The following is an 18,479-nucleotide window of genomic DNA, read 5'->3' as shown; positions in this document are numbered from 1 at the left end:
TGCAGCTAGTTAAAAATTAATTAATACTTGAATTAAAGAACCGAAAGGATGGATTTAGAATATAATTCTGACAGAGAGCATTTAATCATTCCAGAATATGGCAGACATATTCAAAAATTGGTAAATCATTGCATCAATCTGGAAGATATAGAAGTGAGAAATACGATGGCTAAGGCCATTGTGAATGTGATGGGAAATATGCAACCTCATTTAAGAGACGTGCCAGACTTTCAACATAAATTATGGGATCAATTGTTTATCATGTCTAATTATGAATTAGACGTTGAAACTCCTTATCCTAAACCTGAAAAAGAAGTGTTACAGGCAAAACCAGATAAGATGGACTATCCTAAATCTGCTTCTAAATACAGATTTTATGGGAATAATATCCAAACCATGATCGATACGGCACTTTCATGGGATGATGGAGAGATGAAGGATGCGTTGGTTTTTACCATTGCCAATCACATGAAAAAGTGTTATTTAAACTGGAACAAAGATACGGTTGACGATGAGGTTATCTTTAGTCATTTGAGTGAATTATCAGGTGGGGAGTTGGTTCTTAATGATAAAGAAACACTTTCAGATTCAAAAGATTTGTTGAGAAAAAAGCCAGCAAAAAACTACCAGAAAAGCAATCAAAAACAAGGTAAAAAGAATTATAGAAAAAGATAATTACAAAAATAATTTCGGCTAATGTCAATATTTAAAATTGAAGGAGGACATCGTTTACAAGGTGAAATAACTCCTCAAGGTGCTAAAAATGAGGCACTTCAGATTGTTTGCGCAACGCTATTAACTGCATCTAAAGTTACCATAAGTAATATCCCTGACATTAGAGATGTAAATAAACTAATCTATATTCTTGGCGAACTAGGCGTGAAGGTTGAGAAGTTAGATCGAAATACTTATACCTTTCAGGCTGATGAAATAAATCTTAAATACCTCGAATCTCTTCAGTTTAAAAAGGATGGAAGTTCTTTAAGAGGTTCAATAATGATTGTAGGTCCTTTGCTTACCAGATTTGGGAAAGGTTATATTCCAAGACCAGGTGGAGATAAGATAGGCAGGAGAAGATTGGATACACACTTTGAAGGATTCATCAAACTTGGTGCAAATTTCAGATACAATAGAGAAGAGTATTTCTATGGTGTAGAAGCTGAGCAACTTCATGGAACGGAAATGCTTTTAGATGAAGCTTCTGTAACAGGAACTGCTAATATTTTAATGGCGGCCGTTTTAGCGAAAGGAGAAACAATAATTTATAACGCCGCTTGTGAACCCTATATACAGCAATTGTGTAAAATGCTTGTTAGTATGGGTGCCGAAATATCTGGTATTGGATCTAACAGGTTGATCATTCAAGGCGTAAACGAACTTGGTGGTTGTGAGCATCGTGTCTTACCTGATATGATTGAAATAGGAAGCTGGATTGGAATGGCAGCCATGACACGTTCTGAGTTGACTATTAAAGATGTGAGTTGGAAAGACCTTGGCCAAATACCAAATGTATTTAGAAAATTAGGTATTGATCTTCAGAAAGTGAATGATGATATTTTTATTCCGGCTCAAGACAGTTATGAGATCCAGGGTTATTTGGATGGTTCAATTATGACAGTGTCTGATGCACCTTGGCCTGGTTTTACGCCAGACTTATTAAGCATTGTTTTGGTTGTTGCAACGCAAGCTAAAGGGAGTGTACTAATTCATCAGAAAATGTTTGAAAGCAGGTTGTTTTTTGTAGATAAACTGATTGATATGGGAGCAAAAGTGATCTTGTGTGATCCGCATCGTGCAACTGTAATCGGTATGAACCATGAATCTAGTTTAAAGGCAACTACAATGAGCTCACCAGATATAAGGGCTGGAATTTCATTACTTATTGCTGCCTTGTCAGCGAAAGGAACAAGTATTATTCATAATATTGATCAGATTGATCGCGGTTATGAAAATATTGACGAACGATTGAGATTATTGGGCGCTAAGATCGAAAGAATCGAAAACACATTCTAGACTAAAATTTTACAATTAATTTTTTGTGACAATATGACACAATTAAACACTTGGCAAGTAATTTGCGTACCAAGGTGTAAGAGGATAAAACTGAATTAAAATGAGCAATCAAGAACATAAAGAACAGGAAATGGAAAAAGACATTCCAAATCAGGAAGTTGAAAACGAAAATGTAGCTGGAGAAGCTGGAAATAATGAAGATGTAGGGTCTGATAGTGAGCCGGTTGTGTCTGAAACAGAAGCTCTTGAACTTGAGGTACGTAAAGAAAAGGATAATTTCTTAAGACTCTTTGCTGAGTTTGAGAATTATAAGAAGCGTACATCACGAGAGAGAATAGAATTGTTCAGTACAGCCAATAAGGAACTTATGACAGCTCTTTTGCCAATCTTGGACGATTTTGAAAGAGGGTTAAAAGAAATAGGGAAATCTTCAGATGAAGCCCTATTGGAAGGAACTCAGTTGATATATAACAAGTTCAAGAATACATTAAGCCAAAAAGGCTTGAAAGAAATGGAAGTGAAACAAGGAGATGTATTTGACGCTGAAATTCATGAAGCGATTACTCAAATTCCTGCACCTTCAAAAAAGCTAAAAGGGAAAATTATTGATACCGTTGAAAAGGGATATAAATTAGGAGAAACGATAATTCGATTTCCTAAAGTTGTATTAGGTAATTAATAGTATTGAATAATTAAAAACGATTACTTGTGAAGCAAGATTATTATGAAATATTAGGGGTTGGCAAGAATGCTACTGCTAATGAGATAAAAAAGGCCTATCGTAAAAAGGCGGTACAAAATCACCCAGATAAAAATCCGGGAGACAAAGCCGCTGAAGAAAGATTTAAAGAAGCTGCAGAAGCTTATGAAATATTAAGTAGCGCTGATAAAAAATCAAAATACGACCAATTTGGACATGCTGCGTTTGAGAACGGAGGTGCCGGAGGAGGAGGATTTGGCGGAATGAATATGGATGATATCTTCAGTCAATTTGGAGATATTTTTGGCGGTCACTTTGGTGGTGGCGGTGGATTTGGCGGCGGTTTCGGCGGTGGATCCAGACAAGCAAGGGTCAAAGGAAGTAACTTGAGAATTCGTGTTAAGCTTGAGCTGAAGGACATATTAAATGGAGTTAGCAAAAAGGTAAAAGTAAGACGTCAGGTTAAAGCTGAAGGTGTTACCTATAATACTTGTACGGCTTGTAATGGTCAGGGAAGCGTCATGAGAGTGACCAATACTATTTTGGGTAGAATGCAAACTGCGACAACATGTCCTACTTGTAAAGGATCTGGGAAGATGGTAGACCACAGACCTAAAGGAGCTGATGCGAATGGTTTGATCACAAAAGAAGAAACTGTTGAGATTGAGATTCCACCAGGGGTAACAGATGGCGTGCAGCTTAAGGTTGCAGGCAAGGGGAATGACGCTCCAGGAGACGGCATCCCAGGTGATATTCTTGTTGTGGTTCAGGAAATACAACACGAACGTCTAAAAAGAGAAGGTACGAACCTTCACTATGACCTATATATTAGTTTTGCTGAAGCAGCCTTAGGAACCAGTGAAGAAATTGACACCTTAACAGGAAAAGTTCGGATCAAAATAGAAGATGGTACACAGAGCGGAAAAATTCTGCGTTTGAGAGGTAAAGGATTGCCCAGTTTAGATCGATACGGAAATGGAGATATTTTGGTACATCTTAATGTTTGGACACCTAAAAAGTTATCGAAAGACCAAAAAGCATTTTTTGAAAGTGTGAAAAATCATGAAAATTTTATACCAAACCCATCAATTTCGGAAAAGTCATTTTTTGAAAAGGTAAAGGATATGTTTTCATAACTTCGCAATAATCAATTTATTAAAAGGAAGAAATTACAATTAATGAAATTTTTTAGGAATAATTTCATTATATTTGTTTTGCTGGATTTTAGAATTCAGTAACTTTTTCTTTTTCATAGCAATTTTCCCACTCTTTTAAGAGTGGGTTTTTTTTTGATATGAGTATATTATTTTTTTAAAAATAAATTAACGAATAGATTAGGATATTATCCTAAATATTGTATTTTTACAGTCTTATTTATATTACTTTTAATAGTAATATTCTTTTTCATAGCAATTTTCCCACTTTTGTTTACAAGAGTGGGATTTTTTTTTGAATCAGATATAAGCTACTTTTGCAAAAATTAAAGTAAGCCATCTTATCGCTGCGCTTTTAGCGTGGAGGAAAGTCCGGACACCATAGGGTAGCATAGCGGATAACATCCGTCATCCGTCTTTGACGGAGAGGACCAGTGCAACAGAAAGTATGTACAGTTCGGCTGTAGTGAAACCAGGTAAACTCTATGCGGTGCAATGCTATGTACATTGGAGATCCGATTTTGTCGGGAGAGAACTACTCGTTCGATTTCAAGGGGTGAGCAGCTAGAGTTGCAAAGTAATTTGCAGCCCAGATAAATGATAGGAGTCCGTTAGTTAACGGATAACAGAATCCGGCTTATTGGCTTACTTTTTTCTTTTGAAGATTTCGTAATAATCACTTTAATTCCATGGCTTTAATTGATGAATTGCAAGGATTTGACCCTGTAATTATTGATTGATAAATAGGATGCTATTTTCATTGAATATTTTATAAAATCATCTTTATATTTTGTATTTTTGGGGACGAAAAATTTTTAACCAGAATAAATTTATTTAAGATTATGGCATTTGATGTTGATATGATAAAAAAGGTTTACGAGAGAATGGCTGAACGTGTTGATAGCGCAAGAAGCCTGGTTGGAAGACCACTTACCTTATCTGAAAAAATATTATACAATCATTTATGGGATGGCCTCCCGAAGGAATCCTTTAAAAGAGGTGAAGACTATGTTGATTTTGCTCCAGACAGAATAGCATGTCAGGACGCCACTGCTCAAATGGCTCTGTTGCAGTTTATGCAGGCAGGGAAAAAGAAAGTAGCTGTGCCAACAACAGTTCATTGTGATCATTTAATCCAGGCTAAGATTGGTGCTGATAAAGATTTGCAAGAAGCGCTGAATTCATCGAGTGAGGTCTTTAATTTTTTGGCTTCAGTATCAAATAAATACGGCATTGGTTTTTGGAAACCTGGAGCTGGGATCATACATCAAGTGGTACTTGAAAATTATGCATTTCCAGGAGGAATGATGATAGGTACTGATTCTCATACTGTTAATGCAGGAGGATTAGGAATGATAGCCATTGGAGTTGGTGGTGCTGACGCAGTAGATGTTATGGCGGATATGCCATGGGAATTAAAATTCCCTAAATTAATTGGTGTAAAATTGACTGGAAAATTAAGTGGATGGACCGCACCAAAGGATGTTATTTTGAAAGTAGCAGGAATCCTTACAGTTAAGGGTGGAACTGGTGCTATAGTTGAATATTTTGGAGAAGGAGCAACATCGCTTTCAGCAACAGGAAAAGGAACGATTTGTAATATGGGTGCTGAAATTGGCGCAACCACATCAACCTTTGGTTATGACGCTTCAATCGAAAGATACCTTAGAGCAACTGGGAGAGATGAAATAGCAGATGCTGCAAATAAGGTTGCACCTTATTTAACAGGAGATGATGAAGTATATGCAAACCCAGAGCAATATTTTGACCAGGTTATAGAGATTGACTTGTCTACTTTAAAGCCGCATTTAAACGGTCCTTTTACGCCTGATCTTGCCACTGTGGTAGGAGAAATGAGTGAAAAGGCTAAGAAAAACGAATGGCCTATTGATGTTGAATGGGGACTAATAGGTTCTTGTACCAACTCATCTTATGAAGATCTTTCAAGAGCTGCCTCTATCGCGAAACAGGCAGTAGATAAAAATATTGTTTCAAAAGCAGAATTTGGAATCAATCCAGGCTCAGAGCAGGTAAGATATACCGCGGAAAGAGATGGGCTGTTGCAGATTTTTGAAGATCTTGACGCAAAAATATTCACAAATGCATGTGGACCTTGTATTGGGCAATGGGCAAGGAAAGATGCTGATAAGCAAAAAAAGAATACGATTGTACATTCTTTTAATAGAAACTTTTCAAAAAGAGCAGATGGGAATCCAAACACCCACGCTTTTGTAGGGTCACCTGAAATGGTTGCTGCCATTGCAATATCAGGTAAATTAGATTTTAATCCTTTGACAGATACCTTGACAAATAAAGATGGAGAGCAAATAAAGTTTGATGAACCAACTGGATTTGAACTGCCTCCAAAAGGATTTGATGTAGATGATCCAGGTTTTGCAGCACCAATGGAAGACGGTTCTGGAGTTAATATTGTTGTGAACGATGATTCAAAAAGACTCCAGTTATTAACCCCTTTTGAACCTATTGGAGACAGTATTTCAGGAGCAAAATTATTGATCAAAGCATTTGGTAAATGTACTACTGACCATATTTCTATGGCTGGTCCATGGTTGAGGTTTAGAGGTCATTTGGATAATATTTCAGAGAATATGCTTATCGGAGCAGTAAACGCATTTACGCAGGAAACAAATTCTGTAAAGAATCAATTGACCGGTGAGTATGGACCAGTTCCTACAACGGCGAGAGCCTATAAGGCAGCCGGCGTATATTCTGTGGTTGTTGGAGATCATAACTATGGAGAAGGATCTTCAAGAGAACACGCTGCAATGGAGCCAAGGCATCTTGGTGTAGCTGCAGTGATCGTAAAATCATTTGCCAGAATTCACGAGACAAACTTGAAAAAGCAGGGCATGTTAGGCTTGACTTTTGCAAACGAGAAGGATTATGATTTAATTCAGGAGAATGATACTTTTAATTTTACTGATCTTGATCAATTCACTCCAGGTAAACAATTGTCATTGGAAGTTGTTCACGATAATGGAACTAAAGATGTCATCATGCTGAATCATACATATAATGATAATCAGATTGAATGGTACGAAGAAGGTTCAGCCTTGAATCTAATAAAAAAACAAAATGCTCAATAAGCTATAATTTGTTTACATAAAGTATAAAGCTCCAATTTAATTGGAGCTTTTTTTATTTTATTCCCATGTTTTTATTTACCATATTACTTAATTATTAAGATAATTTCAAAATCCTTGTAATTATCGTAATGTTTTACGACAAATTGTAAAATATTGATGTAATGAGCCGAATATGGTACCTGGAAAATATTAACTTATTTAAAATTTTATGTCCGCATAAGTATGGCAGGTATAAGGATGATCATTCCTATAATTTATATAAGAATAAAGACTATATCTATTTTGAGGATGATGCAGCCCGTAAAGTGTATCTGATTGATAAGGGTAAGGTGAAAATTGGATATTATACTGAAGATGGAAGAGAGGTGGTTAAATCAATCTTGACCAAAGGAGAAGTATTTGGAGAAAAAGCAATTCTAAGTGAGAACAAGAGAAACGAGTTTGCAGTTTCAATCTCCGATGCAACAAGTATTTGCCCTATTGCAGTGCCAGTTCTTCATGATTTAATGAGGGATAACCAAAAGTTTACGTTAAAAGTATACAAGTTCATGAGTTTTAGAATTCAACGATTGGAACGTCGTCTTCAGATTCTCATGTTTAAAGATACTGAAACCAGATTACGGGAATTTTTATCCGAGTTGTGTGAAGATTATGGGTTTTGTTGTGAGGAAACAGGCAAGATGAAAATCAAGCACCCTTATACACAAAAGGACATAGCCAGTTTAATCGGAACATCCAGGCCTACCTTGAACCTGATAATGAATAAACTGAAGGAGCATAAAGTGATAGACTTCAGACGTAATGAAATTCTCCTGTTACATGATAGTTTATTACCTTCCATTTAGGTAAATCAATTCATTTTTAGATACGAACAAAGCATTTATTTTTTTAATGTTTTTATGTACTTAATGAATCTTTAAGTGCTTAATATCAGTTTATTATATTTCATAAAAATATTTATTATTTTAATGTAAGTTTGTTGAAACTCCATCGACCTAAATGAAAATTTTAAATACCTACAGATGAAAATAGAAAGGATTAGTTCAGTGGTTGCCGCCTTAATTTTATTACAAACGCTTTACTTTAAGTTTACGGCTGCTCCTGAAAGTGTTTATATTTTTAGCGAGTTGGGTATAGAACCTTACGGAAGAATAGGCTCTGGAATTCTCGAATTGATTATCGCCATATTATTACTGTTCAAAAAATCTTCATTAATCGGAGCTATTCTTGGTTTAGGAGTCATCACAGGTGCAATTTTTTCTCATATCTTTGTTCTTGGAATTGAGGTTCAGAATGATGGAGGACTATTATTCGGATTGGCACTACTGGTTTTTATTTTATGTCTTGTGACAATTTTTATGCAAAAAGATAAATTACTTAGTCTGCTGCCTCGTTTAAAAAAATAACACTATCGACAGCTATGGATTTTATTAAGAAAAACCTATCAAACATTATATTTATTGGCTTTATTATCTTTCTGTTTACACCTTATGGCCTTCCTGTTAGAGCAACCTTAATTAAAGGAGTCAGTTTGATTACTACAAGAATTTTTTCCATGGAAATTGAAGAGAAAGAGCAGTTAGTGATTGAAGATTATAATTGGCAACTTAGGAGTCTTGATGGAGCTAAAATAAACTTTTCAGATTTTAAGGGGCAAACAATTGTGGTGAATTTCTGGGCTACCTGGTGTCCTCCGTGTGTGGCGGAAATGCCAAGTTTTCAAAAATTGTATGACGCCTATGGCGATAAAGTTGTTTTTCTTTTTGTGGCGAATGATGAGCCCGATCGGGTTCGTAATTTTTTAACTGACAAAAATTATGAATTACCTGTTTATTATCAGGAAACAAAGGTGCCAGATGAAATGAATTCAAATTCTCTGCCTACAACCTATATTGTAGATGCTACCGGACATATTGTAGCCAGTAAAGTAGGAGCTGCAGATTGGAATAGTAATAAAGTCAGAAAGTTATTAGACAAATTAATTGAATAAAAAAAGGTTGGCCCAGAGGCCAACCTTACATTTCAAATAAAATAATAATGTAGATTAAAGTTTTTTAACCATTTTCACTGGTAACAAATAAATCTCACCTCGTTTGCTTGGTTTGTGATTTACCTTTTTGTAATTCAATTTTCTTTTTAAATAGGTTTCCAATTCTGCGTTTTCTGAATCGACAGATAGAACGATTAATTCTCTATTAGCGTTTACTGTGAATAACACATCAGCGGCATATTCATCTTGCAGCATATCGTCCATAAAATTAGATCCTATTAAATCAACCATCTCATAACGAAGATCGTCAGTTGGTTTAATTGGGTTTAAGTTTGCAGCAGATAAATTAAGAGTAAATAACCCTAGAGCAAGAATAAATAGTTTTACATTTTTCATAATATATAATTTAGATTAGACATTTATACTCTTACAGACGAAGCATGTGCAGTAAATGTTACATATGAATATGTTAAATCTAGATGATTTAAGATATTTTTAACGCTTCTAGTTGAAATGGTGCTATTCTATTAAGAAGGTTTTAACGTATTCATAATTCTCAAGAAAAAATGCTATTTGAATATTTGAATTTGAATTGGAAGGAATGTAATGCATTTTCTATTAGAACATAAAACGCAACCTAATTATAAAACGTACAACAAATTTTCATCGATGGGTATTTGATAATCAAGCAAAAAAAAAGCTGTCAATTGACAGCTTTTAAATTCATATATTAAAGATGGTTATTATAATTGTTTAACCATCTTTACTGGTAATAAATAGATTTCACCATGTTTGCTAGGTCTATGGTTAACTTTTTTATAGTTTAATTTTCTTTTCAAATAACTCTCAAGTAAATCATCATCTGAATCTACAGATAGAATGATAATTTCTTTGTTATTATTAACAGTAAATAAAACTGCAGCTCCATGCTCATCGGCTTTCATTTCATTCATATAGTTAGTTCCAATCAATTCAACAATTTCGATTCTAAGTTCATCAGTTGGTTTGACAGGGTTTAAATTTGCGGCAGATACATTAATGGTAAAAAGACCAAGGGCAAGAATAAATAATTTTAAGCTTTTCATGATATATAATTTAGATTAGACAAATAGATTAGACATTTATACTATTAAAGGACGTAACTTTTGTCGTAATTGTTACATTGGATACCGTTAAATTTTCCTCAATTAAGAAACATTTAACTTTTAAATCGTTAAAAGTGGAAATACATTAAGAGTTACTTAACATTTTTAACAAATACTTAATGATGCATGTTGTTAATTATTGATTATTCAACATAGTGTGTAATATTTACACATTCAATAATTTATATACGCTAGATTGAAAACAAAATGTAAAAGCTAAGTACTGGGTTTAGGCCTTATTCAGAATTTCAAGAATAAGATGGCAACCTGTGGTGATTTCTTTTTCTGAAATTGTCAATGGTGGTGTTATTCTCACTGCTCTTGGTTCGTATAATAGCCAGAATAAGAGGATACCATGTTTCATGCCCATAAGTATTAAGTGATCTGCTAGCTCAGTATTTTTCATTAATAAAGCTAGCATTAATCCTTTGCCTCTAATTTCGACGATCTCCTCATGCACTAATAATTTCCGAATCAATGCTTCTTTTTTCTCGGTAAGCTTTATCAAGGATGAATTAAATAGTGTTTTAAGTGTAGCTAAGGCTGCAGCAGCAATAACTGGATGTCCGCCAAAGGTTGTAATATGACCAAGCTTTGGATTCTCTGTAAATTGACTCATTAGATCTCGAGACGATATAAAAGCTCCGATTGGCATCCCACCTGCGAGACCTTTTCCGGTTATCAAGATATGAGGGATCATATTGTATTGCTGGAAACAATAAAAACTTCCGGTCCTTCCAATACCAGTTTGGATTTCATCCAAAATCAGTAAAGCACCAACCTCATTGCAGCGATCAAGTACTTTTCTTAAGTAGTCGTTTTTAGGCATGATAAACCCGGCACCTCCCTGAATAGTTTCTAAAATTACTCCGGCTGTATTGTGATTGATTTTAAGTAAATCTTCTTCATTATTGAACTCTATGAAAGAAACTCCTGGTATCAGAGGTCTAAAGGCACTATTTTGTTTTTCATTGCCACAGACACTCATGGCACCCTGAGTATTTCCGTGATACGAATTCTTAGCGGCTATTATTTCAAAACGACCAGTTGCTCTTTTTGCGAGTTTGAGAGCACCTTCGGTTGCTTCGGTACCTGAATTGGTTAAATAAGTACAATTTAAAGTTTCCGGTAAATGCTGTGCAAGCATTTTTGCCAAAGCAGCTTGAGGTCCTTGAACAAACTCACCATACACCATCACATGCATATATTTGTCAATTTGCTGTTTAATGGCATCCACAACCGGTTTAGGTTGGTGTCCTAGCGTGTTGGCAGAAACTCCGGCAATAAAATCGAGGTATTTTTTATCATTGATGTCAAACACATAGGTCCCTTTGGCTTTTTTAATTTCCAATAATAAAGGATGGCCCGACGTTTGAGCCTGGTATTTTAGAAAATCATTTTTCATCTTTTATAAAGATATCTGATTTTGACAAGGGTTTTTCACTGTCTCTCCATATAAACCCCCTTAACTTTCTCGCATTAACAGGAAGCTTGGATGGCGGATAAGTTTGTCCATCAGGTTGGTTTATAAACTTTGAAGATTCTATTTTACTCTCTCTAAGAACAAACTGAATTTCACTGCAAGATGTTTTTTCTATACCGATTAAGGCCTGTTCTTCATCTCTAACAAAATGGATCACTTCAGCATTACCAATAATATTGATGAACCTAAGGTCATTTTCCTCAAACTTCCCGTATAAGTCACGGCCTTTAATTTGATTGAATCCAATGGAGTCCTTATCAATTATAAAGGCATTTCTCAAGACTTTTAGACTGTCTAGGGTATTAGTAGCTGTATTGTTCAATAACTGTATTGTATCACCTGTTATTTGACTCTTATTTGACCATAAAACTGGTGCTCTAAACATTTGTGTTAAACCAGACCCTTGATTAGAATGAATTGAATCACATTTTCCGCTGAGATCACTTTTAAAGAATTTCACAGCATGGTATGCCCTGATAATCCTGTTTTCTGGCGTGCCCGTTGCCAAGATGGTGTCACCATGTATAAATAAGGAATCTTTGTTTGTGTTTGTTATGGCTAAGGCTTTTTTGATGACAAATGCAGAATCGACTTGTTCAAAAAACTCAGCATAATTACCTTTGAGAACAACATGATTTACAGTATCAATCATTACGATATTATTCGTTGCTGAGGCGAATCCCTGGTTTCGATTGTAGAAAAGGCTATCAGCTTTGATTTCTTTTTCGTCAAATTCAATCCTGGCATTTCTTGTAAAATGGGAGATATTTTGCTTTGTGTCATAAAACCCTTTTTCGCAATAAATTAGATTCTCATCACTTGTTATAGTCGAAGGACCGTATAAAAATGCCCTGCCGCTATCAGTGTAATAATCTAAATGATTTGATTCAAGAATATAATCAGGGTTTGTTAGCAGTACATCTGAAACCGCCTGAAACTTATTGTTCTCTAAATAATAATTACCCGTATTACTTGTCAATACGTTGGCACTGTCTTTTATGGTTGCACCGTACTTATAATAAAGTATCTGACGATTTCTATCAAAATTTAATGTATCTGTGCTTAAAGTCATTTTAGAGTCTTTAATCACTACATTACCCCACGATAAAGCTTTTTGATTGTTTCCGTTATATTCAGTGTATTGGCTTGTTTGAATAATACTGTCACCTTGATTCAAAATGACATCACCAAAAGCTTTTATGAAATTCTGGTTTTTATAATGGACCGCTTTTTTACAGTTTAACTTGATTCCTTCATGCCTGATTACCACATTTCCGAGTAGAATAGTAGCCCCTGGGAGTCTTACTTCATCAATACTTGAATTATCAGAATGAATAATTTGAATCCTTTTTCCTTGAGCCAGGCCCAAAAAGGAAAATAAGCAACAAAATAGAAGAATCGCAATTGATTTCAAACGGGATCAGTTTTATAGGGTGTTACAAATATAAACTAAATGAAAAAAGGCAAAGTTCTAATGTAGATTCTTTACCTTTTTTTTAACTTTTTTGTATTGTAATTAAACCATTATGGTTTGTTTTCTATCCGGACCAACCGAAACTATACTCACTTTTACACCTACAAAATCTTCTATAAATGCAATATAATCATTGAGATTCTTAGGTAATTGCCCAGCCTCAGTCATAGCGGTTAAATCTTCCTGCCAGCCTTCAAATTCAGTATAATTAACTTTTACATTATCTTCTTCAATGTTATAAGGGAAATGAAAAATGTCATCACCCTTGTAATTATAAGAAGTACACGCTTTTAATGTGTCAAATCCTGAAAGTACATCACCTTTCATCATCATCAATTGGGTCACTCCATTTATTTGAACTGCATATTTAAGGGCAATTAGATCAAGCCAGCCACAACGTCTAGGTCTTCCGGTAGTTGCTCCGAATTCATGACCTACTTTTGCCATTTCTGCTCCATCTGCATCAAACAACTCAGTAGGGAAGGGGCCTGAGCCAACTCTTGTTGTGTAAGCTTTGAAAATTCCAAATACATCTCCAATTTTATTAGGCGCAACACCTAAGCCAGTACATGCTCCGGCTGCTGTTGTATTTGAAGAAGTCACAAATGGATAAGTTCCAAAATCTACATCTAATAAAGATCCTTGTGCACCTTCGGCAAGAATAGACTTTCCATTAGACAGCGCCTGGTTAATATATTCTTCACTATCAATAAATGTAAGCTCTTTAAGTATTTCAACTGTATGAGAAAATTCTTTCTCTAAAGCCTCAAGATCAAAATCTAGTTCTACTTCGTAAAACTTGAGCATATTTAAATGCTTTTTAGTAAGAGCTTTGTAGCGCTCATTCCAATTGCTCATTTCAAGATCTCCTATCCTAAGACCATTTCTCCCAGTCTTATCCATATAAGTTGGGCCAATTCCTTTAAGTGTTGAGCCAATTTTAAGCTTCCCCTTCATTTTTTCAGAAGCGGCATCTAAGAGACGATGCGTAGGAAGAATGATATGCGCTTTTCTTGAAATCAGTAATTTAGTTTTGAAGTCAATATTATAACTACTTAAGTTATCCAACTCTTTTTTAAATATAACTGGATCGATCACTACTCCGTTCCCAACAATATTAATAGCTCTTTTATGAAATATTCCAGACGGAATTGTATGAAGAACGTGCTTATTGCCATCAAAAATTAAGGTGTGTCCCGCATTAGGCCCTCCTTGAAATCTGGCAATAATATCATAGTTTTTTGTGAGTACGTCAACGATTTTTCCTTTTCCTTCATCACCCCATTGCAGGCCTAGTAGTAAATCAATCATTTAATAATATTTATAAGTTATTTAGCTGTTTTGTTCTTTTCCCCATAAAAGTAAAGAGAGTGACTATCGATTTTAACATCAAATACTTCTTCAATAGATTTTTTGATGTTTTCAATTCTAGGATCACAAAATTCAATTACTTCACCGGTATCAGTCAAGATGACATGATCATGTTGTTTGTTAAAATAAGATTTCTCATAATGAGCCTGATTTTGGCCAAATTGATGACGTCTTACGAGTCTGCATTCCAGAAGCAATTCTATCGTATTGTATAAGGTAGCCCTACTCACGCGGTAATTCTTATTTTTCATTTCAATATATAATGTCTCGATATCAAAGTGATCATCGTTATCATATATTTCTTGAAGTATAGCGAATCTTTCGGGAGTTTTCCTGTGATTATTATCCTCTAAAAACTTGGTAAAGAAGTTTTTAACTGTTTCCTGATTTTGACTATTATCCATGTAAATAGAATCCTGGTTCTTGCTTTGCAAAGTTACATTTTATCCCCACATTAAAGCGAAATAAATACAAAAAAAGTAAGATTTTAATTGGTATTTCTTGTTACTTTTTCAATGCCGTCAATCTTTAAAAGTTTTTGAATCAGATTGTTTAATTGTTTGTTGTTATTTATGTGTACAGTAATCATCCCGTGAAAGAAGCCTTCATCCCCTGAGATATTTATACTGTGAATATTTACGTTCAGAATCCCTGAGATCACCTTTGTCACTTCATTTACCAATCCTAAATTGTCAACCCCTGTTATCTCCAATGTAGCTTTGAATCCTTGATGAGATGAGTCAATCCATTTAGCTGAAATTACTCTGTAAGCATATTGAGATTGCATACTAAGGGCATTTGGACAATTGTGTTTATGCACTTTTATCCCTTCTTTTATGGTAACAAAGCCAAATACAGAGTCACCTGGTATTGGATTACAACATTTTGAAAGACTGTATTTAAGTTTCTCCTCTTCCCTCCCAAAAACAAGCATATCATAGTCGGCAGTGACCTCTTCTTTTATCTTGTCATCCTTTGACGCAGTAGAGCGGTTCATCCGGCTCTTCAAAAAATGCATCAAAACATTTGACCGCTGACTGGCATATTTTTTCAGTTGTTGGTTGTCAATACTCCCGTTTCCAATTTTGTAAAATAAATCAAAACTTGTTTTAAGTTTAAAGAAATTCACCAATTCATTAATGGTTTTCTCATTTAACTTAATCTTTAAATGACGTAATTTCCTTTCTAGCGTTTCTCTTCCTTCCTTGGCAATAAGTTTATGCTCATCTTTTAGAATACTTTTGATACGAGATTTGGCCCTTGCTGTTTTTACTATATCAAGCCAGGCCAGTTTAGGTTTTTGATTTTTAGAGGTGATAATCTCTACTTGATCACCACTGTGAAGCTCCTTACTGATTTGTGTTAACCTGCTATTCACTTTTGCAGCCCTGCATCGCATACCAACCTCGGTGTGAATAGCAAAGGCAAAATCAAGGGCTGTTGCGCCTTTAGGCAATGATTTTATATCACCGTTAGGTGTAAATACATAAATCTCTTTTGCGTATAAATTTAGTTTGAATTGTTCTACAAAATCGACAGCATTTACATCCGGATTTTCAAGTGATTCTCTTAATTTGTTAAGCCACTCTTCAAGTCCGCTTTCCTTTTGTGAGCCATGTTTGTATCTGAAATGAGCTGCATATCCCTTCTCAGCAATCTCGTCCATTCGACTCGATCTTATTTGAATTTCAACCCACTTACCTTTTGGGCCCATAACAGTGGTGTGCAAAGATTCATAACCGGTAGTTTTGGGCTGGGTTATCCAGTCACGCAGCCTGTTCGGATTAGGGCTAAAATGATCTGTAACGATTGAATAAATTTTCCAGGCATCAAATTTCTCATCTTTTAGAATTGACTTATATACGATTCGTATTGCAAATTTATCATAGACTTCATCGAAAGACACCCCTTGATTTACCATTTTTCTTCTTATAGAATAGATAGATTTAGTGCGTCCCTTGATGGTATAATTGAAGCCTTCTTTATCCAAAGAATCTTTGATCGTCTTTGTAAAACTATTAATATAGATCTTTTGTTCCTCTTTGCTTTCTGAAATTTTATTTCTTATATCTGTATAAACTTCATTTTCAGTATACTTAAGCCCTAGGTCTTCAAGTTGTGTTTTAATATTATATAAGCCTAATCGATGGGCTAAAGGTGCATAGATGAACAGCGTTTCGGAAGCAATTTTCACTTGTTTATCTTCTCTCATTGAGTCCAGTGTCTGCATGTTATGCAGCCTGTCTGCGATCTTTATCAGAATTACCCTAACGTCATCATTAAGGGTGAGTAACATTTTTCTGAAGTTTTCGGCTTGAATCGATACATCCTGATCTTTCTGCAATCTGGATATTTTAGTTAAACCATTTACAATCCTTGAAATGGTCTTCCCAAAAAGCTGTTCGATGTCGGCAAAAGTATAGTCAGTATCCTCAACCACATCATGTAAAAGAGCAGAAGCAATTGAATAGGCGCCCAATCCAATTTCATTAGCTACAATCTTTGCTACAGCTATAGGGTGATATATATAAGGTTCGCCAGTCTTTCTTCGTTGATCCTTGTGAGCATCAGCGGAAATATCAAAAGCTTTGCGAATTAGGAGCTTGTCTTCGTTAGACAAGGTTTGGTATGTATCCTTCAGCATGTCTTTGTAACGACTCGCTATTTCTTTTTTTTCTTGGTCTATGGTTGCTGTATACGCCATAGTTTAAAAATACTATAAAGGAAAGTAACTAACAAGTTTTTTAAACAGCAAATACAGGCTCTTAAGTAAAGCTTGAAAATTAAGCAGTAAGGTTTCTAACTCTCTGAAGAAGAGTAGGGTGTGAGTAGTGGATAAACACGCTAGCCTTATGAGGCGTTAAATTACTCAAACTATTTTTCGATAGTTTTTTAAGCGATGAGACAAGGGAAGATCCATTAAATTGATTCTTGGCAAAATCATCTGCCTGGTATTCAAATTTTCTCGAGATCATATTCATGAATATTCCAGTAATCTCTGAAATAGGACTATAGAGAATTCCAAATGTGATAAGACCAATATGAAAGCTTGGGATATCAACAGAAAGTGCACTTGATAACAAAGCATTATTTATCAATAAAGAAAAAATGTAAAGTGTGATTCCTGTTACCAATAAGGAAAGCACCATATTAATTAGTACATGTTTCTTTTTATAATGACCAATTTCATGTGCCAGAACGGCAACGATTTCGTCCGTATTAAGATCGTTTATTAAAGTGTCATAAAGAACTATTCTCTTTTTTGCTCCAAAACCTGAAAAATAGGCATTTGCCTTTGTTGATCTCTTAGATCCATCAATAACATAAATATTGTTCAACGTAAAACCTGTCTTTTTGGAAAACGCAAAGATGGCATCTTTTAATTCACCTTCCTCAAGTGGGCTTTGTTTGTTGAAAAGAGGCACGATCAAAGACGAATAAAACATAGTGATAAATATGGTAAAAGCACCAATAAACATCCAGGTATAGACCCAAAAGTCATCGCCGGTCATTTGATAGAACCAGATTATAATTGCTAAAACACCGCCGCCGATAGTGGCGCTAAGTAACAAACCTTTTAATTTGTCAGTAATAAAGAGGCGTTTAGAGGTTTTGTTAAAGCCATATTTTTCTTCTATAACAAAAGTGTGATAATAGGTAAATGGGATACTTAATATTTCGCTTCCAATCATGATAATACCAAAAAAAATAAGGGCTACAGTTATTTCATTGGAACTATAGCTTCTTGAAAAATTATCGACCCAGGCAAAGCCTTCCAAAATAAAGAAGAACAGGGTCAGGATCATGGTGAAACCACTTTTTAAAAGAGAGAAGCGGTAGTTTTCTTTTTTATAGGCCTGCGATTTAAGGTATTCCTTCTCATTATAAACATCGGTTAGTTCATTCGGAATTTTATCGTCAAAATGTTTAGCATTCAAATAGCTGATAATCTTGTCGATAGCAAAATCTATAACGAGAATTGCGATAATAATATAAAATAAAAATTGTGGGTTCATTTTATCCTGTGGGATTAATTCATACT

General features: G+C 34.9%; 16 protein-coding genes and 1 other RNA gene. 9 read left to right on the top strand and 8 right to left on the bottom strand.

Annotation, left to right across the window (positions count from 1 at the left end; translation table 11 throughout):
- Window positions 1-48 precede the first annotated feature (48 nt).
- The 9 genes from QWY87_RS16665 (at window position 49) to QWY87_RS16625 (ending at window position 8,964) form a co-directional block, all read left to right on the top strand.
- Window positions 49-675, top strand: a complete 627-nt coding sequence (locus tag QWY87_RS16665; RefSeq protein ID WP_290293346.1) for a DUF4290 domain-containing protein — start codon at window positions 49-51, stop codon at window positions 673-675.
- A gap of 21 nt (window positions 676-696) precedes the next feature.
- Window positions 697-2,013 carry a UDP-N-acetylglucosamine 1-carboxyvinyltransferase gene (murA, locus tag QWY87_RS16660; RefSeq protein ID WP_290293344.1) on the top strand — a complete coding sequence of 439 codons (1,317 nt, stop codon included), beginning with the start codon at window positions 697-699 and terminating at the stop codon, window positions 2,011-2,013.
- A 100-nt stretch (window positions 2,014-2,113) separates the two neighbouring features.
- The gene (locus tag QWY87_RS16655; protein WP_290293343.1) at window positions 2,114-2,692 is read left to right on the top strand and encodes a nucleotide exchange factor GrpE; all 579 of its coding nucleotides are present in this window, start codon (window positions 2,114-2,116) and stop codon (window positions 2,690-2,692) included.
- 29 nt (window positions 2,693-2,721) lie between these two features.
- On the top strand, window positions 2,722-3,849 hold the full coding sequence (gene dnaJ, locus QWY87_RS16650) for a molecular chaperone DnaJ (RefSeq protein ID WP_290293340.1): 1,128 nt from the start codon (window positions 2,722-2,724) through the stop codon (window positions 3,847-3,849).
- A gap of 346 nt (window positions 3,850-4,195) precedes the next feature.
- An RNA gene (rnpB, locus tag QWY87_RS16645) (RNase P RNA component class A) lies at window positions 4,196-4,523 on the top strand.
- Between the two features lie 186 nt (window positions 4,524-4,709).
- Window positions 4,710-6,974 carry an aconitate hydratase gene (locus QWY87_RS16640; protein ID WP_290293339.1) on the top strand — a complete coding sequence of 755 codons (2,265 nt, stop codon included), beginning with the start codon at window positions 4,710-4,712 and terminating at the stop codon, window positions 6,972-6,974.
- Between the two features lie 161 nt (window positions 6,975-7,135).
- Window positions 7,136-7,819, top strand: a complete 684-nt coding sequence (locus QWY87_RS16635) for a Crp/Fnr family transcriptional regulator (protein WP_290293337.1) — start codon at window positions 7,136-7,138, stop codon at window positions 7,817-7,819.
- A gap of 177 nt (window positions 7,820-7,996) precedes the next feature.
- On the top strand, window positions 7,997-8,380 hold the full coding sequence (locus tag QWY87_RS16630; RefSeq protein WP_290293336.1) for a DoxX family protein: 384 nt from the start codon (window positions 7,997-7,999) through the stop codon (window positions 8,378-8,380).
- Between the two features lie 14 nt (window positions 8,381-8,394).
- Window positions 8,395-8,964 (top strand): TlpA family protein disulfide reductase, encoded by a 570-nt coding sequence (locus QWY87_RS16625; RefSeq protein ID WP_290293335.1) that lies wholly within the window; start codon window positions 8,395-8,397, stop codon window positions 8,962-8,964.
- A 54-nt stretch (window positions 8,965-9,018) separates the two neighbouring features.
- Here the strand turns inward: QWY87_RS16625 and QWY87_RS16620 are convergent, their stop codons facing one another.
- The 8 genes from QWY87_RS16620 to QWY87_RS16585 form a co-directional block, all read right to left on the bottom strand.
- Window positions 9,019-9,360 (bottom strand): hypothetical protein, encoded by a 342-nt coding sequence (locus tag QWY87_RS16620; protein ID WP_290293333.1) that lies wholly within the window; start codon window positions 9,358-9,360, stop codon window positions 9,019-9,021.
- A gap of 347 nt (window positions 9,361-9,707) precedes the next feature.
- The gene (locus QWY87_RS16615) at window positions 9,708-10,049 is read right to left on the bottom strand and encodes a hypothetical protein (RefSeq protein WP_290293331.1); all 342 of its coding nucleotides are present in this window, start codon (window positions 10,047-10,049) and stop codon (window positions 9,708-9,710) included.
- Window positions 10,050-10,338: 289 nt separating this feature from the next.
- Window positions 10,339-11,514 (bottom strand): aspartate aminotransferase family protein, encoded by a 1,176-nt coding sequence (locus QWY87_RS16610; protein WP_290293329.1) that lies wholly within the window; start codon window positions 11,512-11,514, stop codon window positions 10,339-10,341.
- Complete coding sequence (locus QWY87_RS16605; RefSeq protein WP_290293328.1) at window positions 11,504-13,006, bottom strand: OstA-like protein; 1,503 nt, start codon at window positions 13,004-13,006, stop codon at window positions 11,504-11,506. The genes QWY87_RS16610 and QWY87_RS16605 overlap by 11 nt, the downstream gene beginning before the upstream one ends.
- 102 nt (window positions 13,007-13,108) lie before the next feature.
- Window positions 13,109-14,377, bottom strand: a complete 1,269-nt coding sequence (locus QWY87_RS16600; RefSeq protein ID WP_290293327.1) for an adenylosuccinate synthase — start codon at window positions 14,375-14,377, stop codon at window positions 13,109-13,111.
- A gap of 17 nt (window positions 14,378-14,394) precedes the next feature.
- Window positions 14,395-14,841 (bottom strand): Fur family transcriptional regulator, encoded by a 447-nt coding sequence (locus QWY87_RS16595; protein WP_290293741.1) that lies wholly within the window; start codon window positions 14,839-14,841, stop codon window positions 14,395-14,397.
- 83 nt (window positions 14,842-14,924) lie between these two features.
- Window positions 14,925-17,141 carry a RelA/SpoT family protein gene (locus QWY87_RS16590; RefSeq protein WP_290293325.1) on the bottom strand — a complete coding sequence of 739 codons (2,217 nt, stop codon included), beginning with the start codon at window positions 17,139-17,141 and terminating at the stop codon, window positions 14,925-14,927.
- Window positions 17,142-17,220: 79 nt separating this feature from the next.
- Window positions 17,221-18,453, bottom strand: coding sequence for a M48 family metallopeptidase (locus tag QWY87_RS16585; RefSeq protein ID WP_290293323.1), 1,233 nt, complete (start codon window positions 18,451-18,453; stop codon window positions 17,221-17,223).
- Window positions 18,454-18,479: the final 26 nt, after the last annotated feature.

Origin of the sequence: Lutimonas halocynthiae, from assembly GCF_030409835.1 — a bacterium.
GTDB classification, from domain to species: Bacteria; Bacteroidota; Bacteroidia; order Flavobacteriales; family Flavobacteriaceae; genus Lutimonas; species Lutimonas halocynthiae.
The sequence above is the reverse complement of the archived record's forward strand: the minus strand, read 5'-3'. Positions and strand labels throughout refer to the sequence as shown.